We start from the raw sequence: 13,100 nt of genomic DNA, 5'->3' as shown, positions 1-13,100 counted from the left end.
GCCACACCGCGCTGACGCGCTGACGGACTCCGGCAGCGTGGACGATCCGGCTGAGCCGGCCGCGGGAGTGCACGCGCTCGGTTCGGGCACCGGGCTGCGCTTCGTTCTGCTCGTGGTCCTGGTCGCCGCGAGCACGGTCGCCATGATGCGCACCCACATCGTCCTCCTGCATTTTCTGGGCGACCCGAACAACGACATCGCCGGGTGCAACATCGCGGCCGGGTTCGATCCCGGCGGATCCTTCATGGGAAACCTCTCCGCAGTCGGCGGGAGGAACTCCGCAGCACTCAACGCCTGCACAGAGCGGTACGGGATGGCGTGGTGGGCACCGATCGGGGCGGTCGGGGGCGTTTTCCTCCTCGCGGCTGTGCTCTGCTGGGTGACGCCGCTCTGGAGGATCCGGCGGCGCGGACTGCGGCCCGTCGACCCGTCGTCGGAGGCCGGACAGGCCCTGCGGACTCTCGCGGCCCGTGCGGACGTGCCATCGGCGTGCTTCGTCGCGGACTGGGCCTCCGGGTCGATGAACGCCGTCGCCTTCGGTCGTCCGGGCAACATGTACGTCTCGCTCCCGGGCGGCCTCCTGCTCACGAGGACGACCGATCCCGGCCGTTTCGCCGCGATCGTCCTGCACGAACTCGCCCACCTGCGCTACCGCGACGTGGGGATCACCTACGCCACGATCGCTCTCTGGCGTGTCTTCGCGCTGACGATGCTCCTGCCATCGCTGGCCCGCTACGTCGAGCTGTTCGTCACCAGCCGGTTCTTCCTGACCGACTCCCCGAACCACATCTACCTGGCCAGCTCGGGCCCGGACTACGCCCGGTCCATGGCGCTGTACCTGTTCACCGCGCTGCTCGTCTACCTGTCCCGATCGGACATTCTCAGAACACGCGAGCTCTACGCCGATCGGCGCGCCGTGGACTGGGGTGCCTCTCGCTCGGTATGGGACGAAGCCGGCCGGGATCCGCACGACGTTCCCCGCTCACGACGCCCGGTCATCTCGGCCGTGGCCGCCCTCGTCGCGACGCACCCGAGCTGGGCGCACCGGGCGCAGGCACTACGCGATCCGCAACACCTCTTCCGGGTACCGGCACTGCCGACATTCCTGACCGGCGCCACCGCCGCGTTGATCGCCGGCCATCTCCAGTACGGCTCCGAGGTCGCTACGAGCCCTTTGGTCGCGCACGGCACCGCGGCACTCGCCGGAGCGCTGCTCGCCGGCACGACATGTCTCACGCTCTGGCGACGGGCCGCCCACGCCGTGGCGGCCGGGCGCAGGACCCCGTCAGGTGTCAGGGCCGGGATCTGGCTCGGCGCCGGAGTGGCGACCGGGACGCTCTTCATCGGCACAGCGCTGGAACGTGGTCACTGGCTACCGACAGCACCGTGGTTCGCGCTTCTCATGGGTGTCGTCGCGGCAGTCGTGACGTGCTGGACAGCGCAGTGCGCCCGCCTGCTGATCACAGCCGTGCCGACGCGTTCGGTACGGCCGCCCGCGGCGGTCGGCCTCCTGGCCACCGCGGGCGTCTTCGCGTACTGGCTGACGTCCTGGAACGCACCCTCGCTGTTCCGGCCGGATGTCGTTGCCCACGCGGCCCTTCGCCCCGGCGGCGTGGTTGTCGGCGAGTCATCACTGGTGACAGTGATCATGAGCTCCCTGGCGGTGGCCACGATGGAGCTCGGCCCGTTGCTGGTGTGGTCGACCACGGCTCTCTGGCTCGTGCCGCTGACCGCATGGATCGGACCCACGGCAGGGAGTTGGCTGGTCCGGAGCGGGCTACCGTCGCTGTGGCGGATGCTCGCGGCCGGCACGGCGGCCGGTCTCCTCTCCGCAGGCCTCGCAATCGCCACTCTGCTGGTCCCGCTCGGCTCTCGGGACATCTCCTCAGCGATGACGTACCTGGCCACGGTCCTGGCAGCACTCCTGGTGGGACCGCTGGGGGCCGCGGCGCTGTCGGCGGCGGTCCGGCCCCGGGACGGCGTGCTCGTGGGGGTGATCGTGGCGGGCACGGCCTGCCTCGTGGGCAGCGTGGGGATCATCCTGCTGACGTTCGGGCTCGGCTGCCTCGCGCAGCAGCCGGACGCCGGCACAATCGCGTCGTGCGTCCAGGTCGTCACCGGGACCTGGCCGGTCGTCGGCTCGGTCATCCTGATGGCCACCGGGCTCGGAGTGTTCGCCGCGGCGGCGGTGGCGCTGGTCGTGTCGGGGATCGCCGCGGCGGTCCGCCGGCTTCTCCGGCGGACCGACCAAAGCGTCGTCGTGACGGGTCGGGAGCGCTCGCCGTCGACCGTTCTGGTGATCCGCCGAGCGGTCGTCGTGTCGACCGTCGTCATCGCCCTCGGGCTGAACGCACTGACGGGCACATCGATGATCGGCGCTTACGTCCCTTCTACGTCGGCCACCACAGATGGCCCCGGATCGGCGAGCGCCCTCGCCCCGACCACACAACAGGCCCGCCGCGCCCAGGTCGTCGCCTGGATCCGCTACGGCGGGAACGACCTCCGGATCAGGCTGGCCGACTCATTCAAGGAACTCGGGAACGGCCTGGGGCTGATCCGCGACGACGAGGTGGCCGGCCTCCTGGCAATCCGCTCCGGATGCGCCGCGATCGGTAGGTGGGCGACCGACGCGAGGGCGTACTTCACCATCCCCGATCCCGACCAGCAGGCCCTGTGGGAGCAGGCACAGTCGCTCGCGGAGCAGGCGAGCGCGGCCTGTCTGTCAGCCGTGGACGCCAGGGACCCCGACGGGCTCGAGGCCGCCATCCGCCAGGTCAACGAGGCCGGGGAAATCGCGGGATCGGTGATCCGGTGGATATCCGCGCAGCTGAGGTGACGGGCGACGCGCGGCGCCTGGAAGCCATGGGAGTGGCCGTCGGCCCGCTCGCGCACGTGCCGGGCGGCGGTGGGGAGGTGGAACAGGAGACATCCCCGACGCGGGCGCGACCCAGGCGATCACGACTCTTGCGATCTCATGACAGACAGCTAAGGTTAGGCGATCCTAATTCACGGAGGAGTTGCGTGATCTCGCCAGCCGTCCAGCCGGGCCCCGACCCCGCCGAGCGCGCCCGCACCGTGCTGTCGCACGCCGTTTCTTCAGTGATCGAGGTGGGAGCCGATCTGCGTGTCGTACTCGACGCCCTCGCGGTCGACACCGACGGCTCTCTCGTGTTGCTGGTGAACGAGAACGGACCGCTCGCGGAGCGCGTGGCCGGTCAGATCGTGCCCGCCACGGTGTGCAGCGCCCTCGTGAGCGGAGTACCCGGCCCCGACCGCCTTCTCGGCTCCGTGACCGTGCACGGCACCATCGAGGTCGCCGACGACGTCCGCGCCGCACTGGAGGTGCTCCTCGCGGCCTACTGGGACCGGCCGGCCGAGACGGTGCTGCGGCCCGACGCGTCCCTGCTTCTCCGGATCACGGTTGCCCAGCTGCGCCTCGATGGCGAACCGGTCGATCCCGACGCCTACGCCCGTGCCACCCCGGACCCCCTGGCCGCCGAGAGCGACGGCGTCGTCGAACACCTGCTGACCGCGCATCCCGAGCAGGTGGTGCAGCTCGCCCACCTGCTCGACCCCGCCGTGCTTCAGGGCGCACACGCGGTGGCGCCCATCCGCGTCGACCGGTTCGGGGTCACGTTCCGCATCGACTGCCCGGCCGATACCCGCCGCGCCCGACTGAACTTCCCGGCGCCCCTGCGCGGCCCGGCGGAGCTGCCCACCGCCATGAGGGGCCTCCAACGCCGGGCCGCGCAGGTGACGGAGTGCCCGTTCAGCGGAGACCAGCGCACCGGCTGAGCATCCGTCGGTGAGCCCCGGCCCCGGATAGCGCGACTGTCCACGCTGGAAGGTTGAACCACAGCATCCCGACGTCGCGCCCGATCGTTGTCCCGCTGATTTCGAGCGATGCAACGGCTGTCGTACGCCCCCGCCGGGGGATCGTCTGCCAGCGCGTGGCAGGACTCGATCCGCGGTAACGCCGAGCAGTCGGTCAGCGAAAGTCCGGATAGCCGGGTTTCACTCCCCGTGACCGGGGGTCACCCCGGTGGCACACGCGCGGGTCGGAACCGGTCGGTATGCCAACACAAACACATACGGCACGATGGTCAGGTATCACTCGGAAGAAGGAGCGTGAGGGTGTAGTGGACACTCCTCGTGTGCGCAGGTGCGGCGCGGCGACGCGCGTCCCGGCTCCGGACCGTCCCGCGCGGTCCCCGTCCGGCTAGATCGTCGTCCGTCGCTCTGCGGCCAGATCGTCCGGTTCGCTCCCCGCCCGGCGAGATGGCCCGTCCCCAGTCCACCGCTCCCCGTCCGGCTCGCTCGACGCCGGCCCCCGCTCCCCGTCCGGCTCGCTCACCGTCCGGCCCGCCATCGAGGAATCCGCCATGAGCACCCAGCCCGAATCCGCTGCCGCACCATCGAAGCCCGCCCAGCTGATGTCGGTAACCTCCGTCCGTGACGGTCGCCGGGCACAACCCGGCACGCCCCCGGCGGCCGACGGGGCCTTCCAGCCGATCCAGGTCGTCACCGTCGACCTCGCCGAACCTCTGAACGGTGTCAAGCGCCTCCCGTCGAAGAGCGGCATTCCCTACTGCGGGGTGCGGGTGCTGGTGCTGTTGCACGACGTCCCGATCGGCGTGGTCTGGCTCGACTTCGAATCCGATCGGATCGCACCGGCGACGCTCGCCGAGGTGATCTGCGCCGAGCTCGAGGACCACGTCAGGGCTCACCTGGTCCGTGACGGCGTCGAGCTGGGAGCAGAAGGCCCGAAGGTCGATCCCGAAGGATTGCTGCTCGGCTTCGCCGGCCCCTGCGCCGTCGTCCCGTCCACGATCCCGCAGGCCCGGGCGAGCGTCGTGCTCGCCACGCGTGGACGTCCGGCGTCCCTCCCGCTCGCCCTCGACGCCCTGCTGGAGTCCGACCACCCCGACTTCGAGATCGTCGTGGTGGACAACTCGCCGAGCGACCCCCGCACGGCGGACCTCATCTCCGAGCGCTACGCCGACGAGCCGCGCATCCGGCTCGTGCCCGAACATCGCCCCGGTCTGTCGTACGCGCGCAACCGGGGTCTGCGCGCCGCCACGGGCGACATCATCGCGTTCACCGACGACGACGTCATGGTCCAGCCGTCGTGGCTCGGCCGCATCAGCGCCGAGTTCGCGGACCCTGCGGTCACCTGTGTGACGGGGCTCGTCGAGCCCGCCGAGCTCGAGTCGTTGTGGCAGTGGTGGTTCGAGTGCGCAGCCGGGTTCGGCCGCGGCACCGAGCGGCGCGTCTACCACCTCACCGCGTCACCCACGTCATCCCCGCTGTTCCCGTACGAGCTGGGCAGCTACGGCACCGGCGCGAGCATGGCGCTGCGGAAGAGCGCACTCCCGCCGGGCTGGGAGTTCGACGAGGCACTCGGCGCGGGCAGCCCGGCCGCCGGTGGTGAGGACCTGGACCTGTTCCTGGACGTGCTCACCCTCCGCGGCACGCTCGTGTACCAGCCTGCGGCGTTCTCGTTCCATCGCCACCGCGCGGACGGGGCCGGGTTGCAGGCGCAGATGCGCGGTTACGGGCGAGGGCTGACCGCGCTGCTCGCCAAGCGGCTGCTCACACGTCCGCAGGAACGCGCCCTTCTTCTGAAGAAGGCAGCCGCGGGCGTCCGTCACGTGTTCGGCCCGGAGTTCCGCACGGGATCGAAGGACTCGGTCGCGGCGGCGCCGTACCCGCGGGGGCTGCGTCTCCAGGAGGCGCTCGGGATGATCCAGGGCCCGGCGACCTACCTGATCGGCCTGCGCCGGGCCCGGCGCCTCAAGAAGGTCTGGTGGCCCGACTCTCAGTACCACTCTTCCCAGCGGTCGTAGCTGCCGGCGAGCGCGGCGCGGAACAGCCGAGGGGTGTCGATGCGGGTGATGAACGTCCGCGGAACGGTGCCGGCCGGTCGGGTCTCGACGGCCTGCGCGTACACGACCTTGTACCCCGCACCCTCGGCAGCGGTCCGCGCCGCGTCCGTCCAGTTGCGCGACTGACCGAACGGGATCGCGAACTCGTCGACGGTCAGCCCGAGCATCTGCTCCATCCGCTGCCGCGACACCTCTAGTTCCTCGCGCGCCTCGGCCGCTCCGAGCCTGCCGAAGTCGGGGTGGGTGGCGGAGTGGCTCGCGAGGCTGATGCCGTACTCCTGGAGCGCGCTGACGCCCTTCCAGTCCAGCACGTGCTGGTACTGATCAGGGTGCTTCCCGTCGGCCCACCCGCTGACCACGAACATCGTCGCGGGGATGCCGTGGTGGCGCAGCACCGGAGCGGCGTTCTCCAGAACGCTCGTGACGCCGTCGTCGAACGTCAGCGCCAACTGCTGCTTCTCGGGCTCGGCCATCACCTCGGCCGGTGTCGCGAAGGTCCAGCCGTCGTCGGCCGCCAGCTGCAGGTGCCGTTCGAAGTCGCGCGGGCGGACGTCGTTCACGCCCCACGACGGTGTTCCGATCGAGTGGTAGGCGAGGATGCGGCCACGCCGTGCCACCGGCGCCCACTCGAGCCGTCGCCTGCTGAGAGCCCAGCGCTCGACGCCCAGGCGCCCGGTCACTGCACAGCCGTACGCGACCTGCGCCGCCTTCGTGCCGGCCAGCGCCTGGCGGATCGCCGCAGTACCGATCCGGGCCTTGCCGGTCGACGCCCCATCGGCCGAATCCGCGTTCATGTCGCAGCCACCTCTCCTTGTTCCGGGCCGTCGCTCCAGGACGTCCAGCGGGCCGGTCGGGTTCGGTACCGGCTCTGCGCGCCGCAGCCTATGGCCCGGCCGGACCGGGTCGGGGCGTGGCCGCCGCTGGAGCAGGTACCGCGCGAAGCTGAAGATGCACTGAGAGCCCAGAGCCTTCGCTCAGCGTCTCCACAGCGAAGGATGAAGATCCTTCATACGTGCTAAGTACCCAGCTACCCCAGAACGCCCGACGTGCTCCGTCGCTGCCCGGACGAGAGACGCTCGGCACGGGGCCGCTGGCCGTGGTCGTCGTCGTCACGGTGCTGTCGGTGGTGCGCGCGTTGGGTCCGATGGCCTACCCGGGCGACATCTGGCGGCAGGCCGACACCGCGTCGATGGCACGGAACTTCGCGACGGGCGGGATGAACCTGTTCTTCCCGCAGATCAACTGGGGCGGCGCGGGGCCCGGGTACGTCGAGACCGAGTTCCCGCTCATGCCGTGGCTCTCGGCGGCTCTGTATCAGGTCTTCGGGGAACACGAGTGGCTGGGCCGGCTGGTCTCCCTCGCGTTCATGCTGATCGCGACGGCGGCGTTCTGGGGACTGGCGCGACGGCTGCTGCCGATCGGCGCTGCCCGCTGGGCGTTGGTCGCCTTCGCCGTCTCCCCGGCCTTCATGCGCTACGGCACCGCCTTCATGCCGGAGGCGACGGTGCTGGCCTTCTACCTCCTGGCGCTGCTCGCGTTCTGCCGCTGGGTGCAGGAGGATCGTGGGATCTGGCTGGTGGGCGCTGCCGCCGCCACCTCGGCCGCGGCGCTGGTCAAGCCGACGTCCCTCCACATCGGACTGGTCATGGGCGTCTGGCTGGTCCTCGCGGCTCCGGCGCGGCTCCGGCGGCAGTCCGTGTACGTGGCCGGTGTCGCGGCCCTCGTGGCGCCGGCGCTGTGGCTGTGGCACGCCTCCCAGTTGCACGCCGCGTACGGCAACACCTTCGGCGTGATCTCCGGCGGCGACAGCAAGTGGGGCAGCTTCGAGCTGTGGCTCTCCCCCGCCTTCTACCTCGGCAACCTCAAGACCGAGGCGATCTTCATCTACGGCGTGGTCGGTGTCCCGCTGGCCGTCCTCGGAGCGGCATGGCTGTGGCGGCGACGGACGGCGGCGTTCCCGCTCGTGGTGGCGGGCGCCGGCGCACTCGTCGTCTACTACTTCGCCGTCGGCCGCTACAGCAGCTCCGACCTGGGAATCCAGTACCACGTCTATTCGCTGCCCTACGCCGCGATCTGCGTCGGTCTCGGCCTCGCCACAGCGGCGGCGTGGTTGCGCCCGCGGCTGTCGCCGCTCGGGTTCGCGGTCGTCTCCGGGCTTGCGGTCGTCGCGCTCGCCGCGCAGTCGGTGAACGTCCTCATCGGATCGATGACCTCCACGACGGGCACGTTCGGCACGTGCGCCGCCGGCCTGACGGCGGTCTCCGCGCCGAACCAGCTCGTCGTGGTCGGCACGACCAGCCTGAGCACGGAGAGCGGCGTGGCCAACAACTTCCAGGAGCCGGTGATCTTCTACCTCGCCGATCGGAAGGGGTGGAGCCTCGCGGCCGACCAGCAGGACCCCTCCCGTCTCGCGGAGTTCCGGCAGGAGGGCGCTCGGTTCTACGTGGCACCCGACGACGATCTCGTCCCCGCCGGCGGTGCGCTGTCGCACTGGCTCGCCGCGAACGCCACGCAGGTCCGGTCCAGCCAGTCCGACGGGTGCGACGTGTGGGCGCTCCACCAGCCGGGCACCGCCTCCTGACAGGCCTCCGGAGCAGGATGATCCGGTCATTCTGGGGGGTTGTACGATCGCGCGGTGCTCCTCGACGACACCCAACTCGTCGATGGAGGCACAGCGCAGTCAGGCCCGCACGCCCCTGCCGCAGCGGTGTCGGCGAGGTCGGGAACCGGTAGCGGCCAGAGGTCGCGGCCACGGTTCCGGAGAGTCCAGCTGGCATGACGCAAGGCAGTAGCGCCCCTCCCGGTCGGCCGGACCTGGAAGCCACGGTCCGCCTGATGGCGGTCCGACCCAGGTCCGACGAGTCCCTGCCCAGCGGTCAGCACCGTCGGCGTGGCCGGCGCATCCCGCTCCCCGGCGGGCTCGAGCTGAACGCTGTCGCGCTGATGGCCACATCAGGGATGACCGCGCTGTTCGGCCTCGTCTTCTGGGGTGTCGCCGCGCGCTACCCCGCTGAGGAGGTCGGCCGCGCGTCGGCGCTGATCAACACGGCGATGATGATGAGCGTGGTGGCCAGCCTCGGCACCGGCCTGCTCTTCACCCGGTTCCTCGGATCGGCCGGTGAACGATCACGCAGGATGGTGCTGGCGGGATACGGGGTGACGGCGCTCATCGCCGCGGTGCTCGGTAGCGGCTTCGCGCTCTTCTTCGCCGACGACACGCTCTTCGGCTCCGGGGCCGAGCGCGCCGCGTTCCCGCTGCTCGTCGTCGTGCTGGCCCTGTTCGCGCTCCAGGACTGGGCTCTGATCGGCCTGCAGGCAGCCCGCTGGGTCCCGATCGAGCAGTTCCTGTTCTCGGCCGTGAAGCTCGGCCTGGTCGCGATGTTCGCCGTCACCGCGATGCGCAACGGCATCGTGCTTGCGTGGGCGACGCCCGCGGCGCTGGCCGTGCTGGTCATCACCCCGACTCTCCTGCTGCGGGTGTTGCCCCGGCGCAGCTCCAAGGAGGGCGCCGTCGCACTGCCGAGCAGGCGTGCCCTCGGCGCTCTCTTCCTCGGCGAGTACGCCACGGGCGCCACGTCCGTGATCGTGCCGCTGTGCATGCCGCTGATCGTGGTGTCTCTGCTCGGCACCGAGGCCAACGCCTACTACGCGCTGCCCTGGTTGATCAGCGAGGCGGTCACGGTCCTGCTGTGGAACATCGCGTCGTCCTACATCACGGAGGCGTCGAACGACGTCCGGCAGGGGCCCGCGCTGATGCGCCGCGCGTGGCGGCTCTCGTGGCTCATCGGGTTCACCGGCACGCCCTTCCTGCTGATCGGCGCTCCGTGGTTGCTCTCCCTGCTGGGCGACACCTACGCCGAGGAGGGCACGTCCCTGCTGCGGCTCATGGCCGCCGCGCTGCCCTTCACGATCGTGCACGGCATGTACATCTCGGTCTCCCGGGTGAAGCAGCAGATGGGCCGGGTCGTGGTCCTGCAGACGCTGAGCGCCGTGATCGTCGTCGTCCTCGCGCTCGTCCTCGTCAGGCCGCTGGGCGTCGACGGGGTGGGTGTTGCGTACCTCTGCGCAGAGGTGGTGGGGTGCGCCATCGCCGCGGTGCCCCTGATCCGCGCGTTTCGTGCCGACGCCGATCAGGGTGCGCAGGGAGAACTTGAGTCCGAACCGGTGACCGAGCCGCTGGGCAGGGTCAGAGCGGAAGGAATTACGTGAACCCGACTACGTCGGTGAACAGCGAGCAGGTAGCTCGCCCGCTACGCATCCTCGTCGCCGTCCACCAGCTCGACCTCGGTGGCAGCCAGATGAACGCCGTCGACCTCGCGTGCGGCGCTGCCGACCGGGGCCACGACGTGCTCGTCGCCGGACCCGACGGTGCCCTGGTCGACGTCCTGCGCGACCGCGGCGTGCGCCACATGCACGTCCAGCTCGACACCATGGAGCGGGCCGCGGCGTCCTACCGCAGGCTCTCCGAGCTCACCCGCATGTTCCGCCCGGACATCCTGCACGCCTACGAGCTCACCCCGTCTCTGCTCACCTTCTTCGGGCCGCACCGCAGCGAGGGCATCCCGATGACGATGACGATCAACAGCATGTCGGTGCCGGACTTCATGCCCGGGACGGTGCCCCTGCAGGTCTGCAATCCCGTGATCGCCGCGGCCGTCCGGCAGCGGAGCGGGGCGGTCGGCGTGCTGGAGATCCCCACCGACTGCGTCGGGCAGACCCCGGACTTTCCCGGCGACGATTTCCGCGCCGAGATCGGCGTCGAGGACGACGAGCTGCTCGTGGTGGTCGTGAGCCGCTTCGCTCGCGTCCTCAAGCAGGAGGGGTTGGAGACCGCGATCCGGGCGGCCGGCCGGGTCGCACCGCGCCACCGGATGCGTCTGGTCCTCGTGGGCGACGGCCCCGCGATGCCCGATCTGCGGGCCCTCGCCGACCAGACCAACACGCGGTTCGGCCGCGAGGTGGTGGTGCTGACCGGTCAGCGTCCGGACCCACGCTCGGCCTACGCCGCTTCCGACGTGATGCTGGGCATGGGCGGCTCGCTCCTGCGCGCCATGGCCTTCGGCAAGCCGTGCGTGGTGCAGGGCGAGCACGGCTTCTTCCGCATCCTGGACGAGGAGTCCTCCCGCGAGTTCCGGTGGCGCGGCTTCTACGGCATCGGCGACGGCGGAACCGGCGAGGACACCCTGGTCGAGCAGCTCGATCAGCTGCTCGGCGACGAAGCGCTCCGCAAGGAGAACGGCGACTTCGCGCTGGCGCTCGTGCGGCAGTTCTACAGCCTCGAGCACGCCACCCAGGTGCAGCTGGACTGGTACGACAAGGTCCTCGCCGAGTACCAGCCGCCGTCGCTCGCCGAGGTGGCCCGCACGGCCAGCGCGGTGGGCACGTGGGTCGCCGAACGCGCCGTGAACCGACGCCGCGGCACTGCACAGGAGGACTACTTCAACAGCGCTGAACGGATCCGGCCCGGGTTCATCTCCGGTGTGCCCGAGTGGTTCGACCCCGAGCCGGTCCGCTTGGTCAGCGGCGACGCAAGCCCGATCCCGCACGTTCGTGCGGCGTCCCGCATGCGGGGCAGGCCAAGTCGTCTCCCAGTCGCTCCCCGCACGCACAGACCCAACCCTTGATACGGGCCGGGTTTCCGGCAACGAAGGCGTGCGCGGGAACGTCCCGCGTGACCACGGCTCCTGCGGCGGCGAACGCGCTCTCCCCGATCTCGATGCCGCAGACGACCACGACACCGGCGCCGAGCGAGGCTCCGCGGCGCACGGTGGTGGGAAGCAGTTCGTCGGCGCCACGCCGGATTGCGGCGCGCGGCCGCAGATCGTTGGTGAACAGCACGTTCGGACCGAGGAACACCTCGTCCTCACACGTCACGCCCGAGAAGACGAGGGTGCCGTTCTTGACCGTCACGCGGTCGCCGAGAACGGCTCCGTCCTCGACGAACGCGCCGTCGCAGATGTTGCAGTCACGCCCGACGCGCGCACCGGCGAGGACGTGCGCGAAGGCCCAGACGCGGGTGCCCGCGCCCACGTCGGTGCTCTCGCAGAGCCCGTGCGGGTGGACGCGGACGCCCTCCTCGGCGAGGGTCACCGCCGGACCGCCGCCGCGAGGACGGACACCACGCGCTCCTGCTGCGCCGCGGTGATCGCGGGGAACATCGGCAGGGAGATGATCTCGTCGGCGAGCTGCTCGGTGACCGGGAAGGTGCCGAGGTCATAGCCGAGGTGCGCGAAGGCCTCGGTGCGGTGCACCGGCACGGGGTAGTGGATGCCGGCACCGATCTTGGCCTCGTAGAGCTCTGCGAGCACCCGCGCGCGATCGGGCACGCGCACCACGTACAGGTGCCAGACCGGCTCGTTGCCCTCGGCCACCACCGGCGTGACCACTCCGTCCACATCGGCCAGCAGCTCGCCGTAGCGAGCGGCGGCGGCGCGACGTGCGACGTTCCAGGCGTCGAGCCTGCGCAGCTTCGCCGACAGGACGACGGCCTGCAGGGCGTCGAGCCTGCTGTTGAACCCGAGCACGCTGTGCTCGTACTTGCGGGGCGAGCCGTGATCACGCAGCAGATGGACGGCCTCGGCGAGGTCGTCGCGGTCGGTCAGCACCGCGCCCGCGTCGCCGTAGGCACCGAGGTTCTTCCCGGGGTAGAAGCTCGTGGCCGCGATGTCTCCGAGCTTGCCTGCGGCCACCCCGTTGCGCCGCGCGCCCTGCGACTGCGCGGCGTCCTCCAGAATCGCGACACCGTCGGGAAGCACCGCTCGCAGCTGCTCGACCGGAGCCGTCTGCCCGTAGAGGTGCACGGGCAGGACGACGCGCGTGCGCTCGGTGACCGCAGCGGCCGTGGCGTCGACGTCGATGAGCGAGGTGTCCTTGGCACAGTCCACGAGGACCGGCGTGGCACCCGCCCGAACGACCGCTTCGGCCGTGGCGATGAAGGTGTTGGCCGGCAGGATGCACTCGTCGCCCTGACGGACGCCGAGCGCTCGCAGCGCCAGCTCCAGCGCGTCGGTGCCGTTGCCGACACCGACGCAGTGCCGGATGCCGGACCACGTGGCGTAGTCCGACTCGAACGAGGCCACGCGTGGGCCCCCGACGAACGCGGTGTGCGCCAGGACGTCGGCCCAGCCGGCGGCGATCTCATCGGCCACCTCGGCGTGGGCGGACGCCAGGTCCAGGAGCGGCACCGGGTCTGTGGTGGGGAGGGTACTGGTCACG

At 70.9% G+C, this 13,100-nt stretch carries 9 protein-coding genes; 6 read left to right on the top strand and 3 right to left on the bottom strand.

All coding sequences use genetic code 11. The features are described 5' to 3' along the window. The first annotated feature begins 37 nt into the window (after positions 1-37). From MMF94_RS00125 to MMF94_RS00115, 3 genes are all read left to right on the top strand, one after another. Positions 38-2,836: a M48 family metalloprotease gene (locus MMF94_RS00125; protein ID WP_241034108.1), complete on the top strand. Its 2,799-nt coding sequence runs from the start codon at positions 38-40 to the stop codon at positions 2,834-2,836. A gap of 185 nt (positions 2,837-3,021) precedes the next feature. Then, complete coding sequence (locus MMF94_RS00120; protein WP_241034107.1) at positions 3,022-3,795, top strand: DUF2470 domain-containing protein; 774 nt, start codon at positions 3,022-3,024, stop codon at positions 3,793-3,795. 587 nt (positions 3,796-4,382) lie between these two features. Beyond that, positions 4,383-5,846, top strand: coding sequence for a glycosyltransferase family 2 protein (locus MMF94_RS00115; protein WP_241034106.1), 1,464 nt, complete (start codon positions 4,383-4,385; stop codon positions 5,844-5,846). Here the strand turns inward: MMF94_RS00115 and MMF94_RS00110 are convergent. Then, positions 5,819-6,679: a polysaccharide deacetylase family protein gene (locus tag MMF94_RS00110; RefSeq protein WP_241034105.1), complete on the bottom strand. Its 861-nt coding sequence runs from the start codon at positions 6,677-6,679 to the stop codon at positions 5,819-5,821. The two genes, MMF94_RS00115 and MMF94_RS00110, sit on opposite strands and share 28 nt — an antisense overlap. Positions 6,680-6,897: 218 nt before the next feature. Here MMF94_RS00110 and MMF94_RS00105 point away from each other — a divergent pair, with 218 nt between their 5' ends. The 3 genes from MMF94_RS00105 to MMF94_RS00095 all read left to right on the top strand — a co-directional run bounded on the left by MMF94_RS00105 (position 6,898) and on the right by MMF94_RS00095 (position 11,509). Continuing rightward, positions 6,898-8,466 (top strand): ArnT family glycosyltransferase, encoded by a 1,569-nt coding sequence (locus tag MMF94_RS00105; RefSeq protein ID WP_241034104.1) that lies wholly within the window; start codon positions 6,898-6,900, stop codon positions 8,464-8,466. A 254-nt stretch (positions 8,467-8,720) separates the two neighbouring features. Further along, on the top strand, positions 8,721-10,094 hold the full coding sequence (locus tag MMF94_RS00100; RefSeq protein ID WP_241034103.1) for a lipopolysaccharide biosynthesis protein: 1,374 nt from the start codon (positions 8,721-8,723) through the stop codon (positions 10,092-10,094). Then, positions 10,091-11,509, top strand: a complete 1,419-nt coding sequence (locus MMF94_RS00095) for a glycosyltransferase (RefSeq protein ID WP_241034102.1) — start codon at positions 10,091-10,093, stop codon at positions 11,507-11,509. Before MMF94_RS00100 ends, MMF94_RS00095 begins: the two co-directional genes overlap by 4 nt. Here the strand turns inward: MMF94_RS00095 and MMF94_RS00090 are convergent. Further along, on the bottom strand, positions 11,403-11,975 hold the full coding sequence (locus tag MMF94_RS00090) for an acyltransferase (RefSeq protein WP_241034101.1): 573 nt from the start codon (positions 11,973-11,975) through the stop codon (positions 11,403-11,405). The two genes, MMF94_RS00095 and MMF94_RS00090, sit on opposite strands and share 107 nt — an antisense overlap. Further along, complete coding sequence (locus tag MMF94_RS00085; RefSeq protein ID WP_241034100.1) at positions 11,972-13,099, bottom strand: DegT/DnrJ/EryC1/StrS family aminotransferase; 1,128 nt, start codon at positions 13,097-13,099, stop codon at positions 11,972-11,974. Before MMF94_RS00085 ends, MMF94_RS00090 begins: the two co-directional genes overlap by 4 nt. Position 13,100 lies beyond the last annotated feature (1 nt).

The organism is Pseudonocardia alaniniphila, assembly GCF_022524485.1.
Classification (GTDB): domain Bacteria; phylum Actinomycetota; class Actinomycetes; order Mycobacteriales; family Pseudonocardiaceae; genus Pseudonocardia; species Pseudonocardia alaniniphila.
Note: the sequence above shows the minus strand (reverse complement) of the source record. Positions and strands in the feature narration are given on the sequence as shown.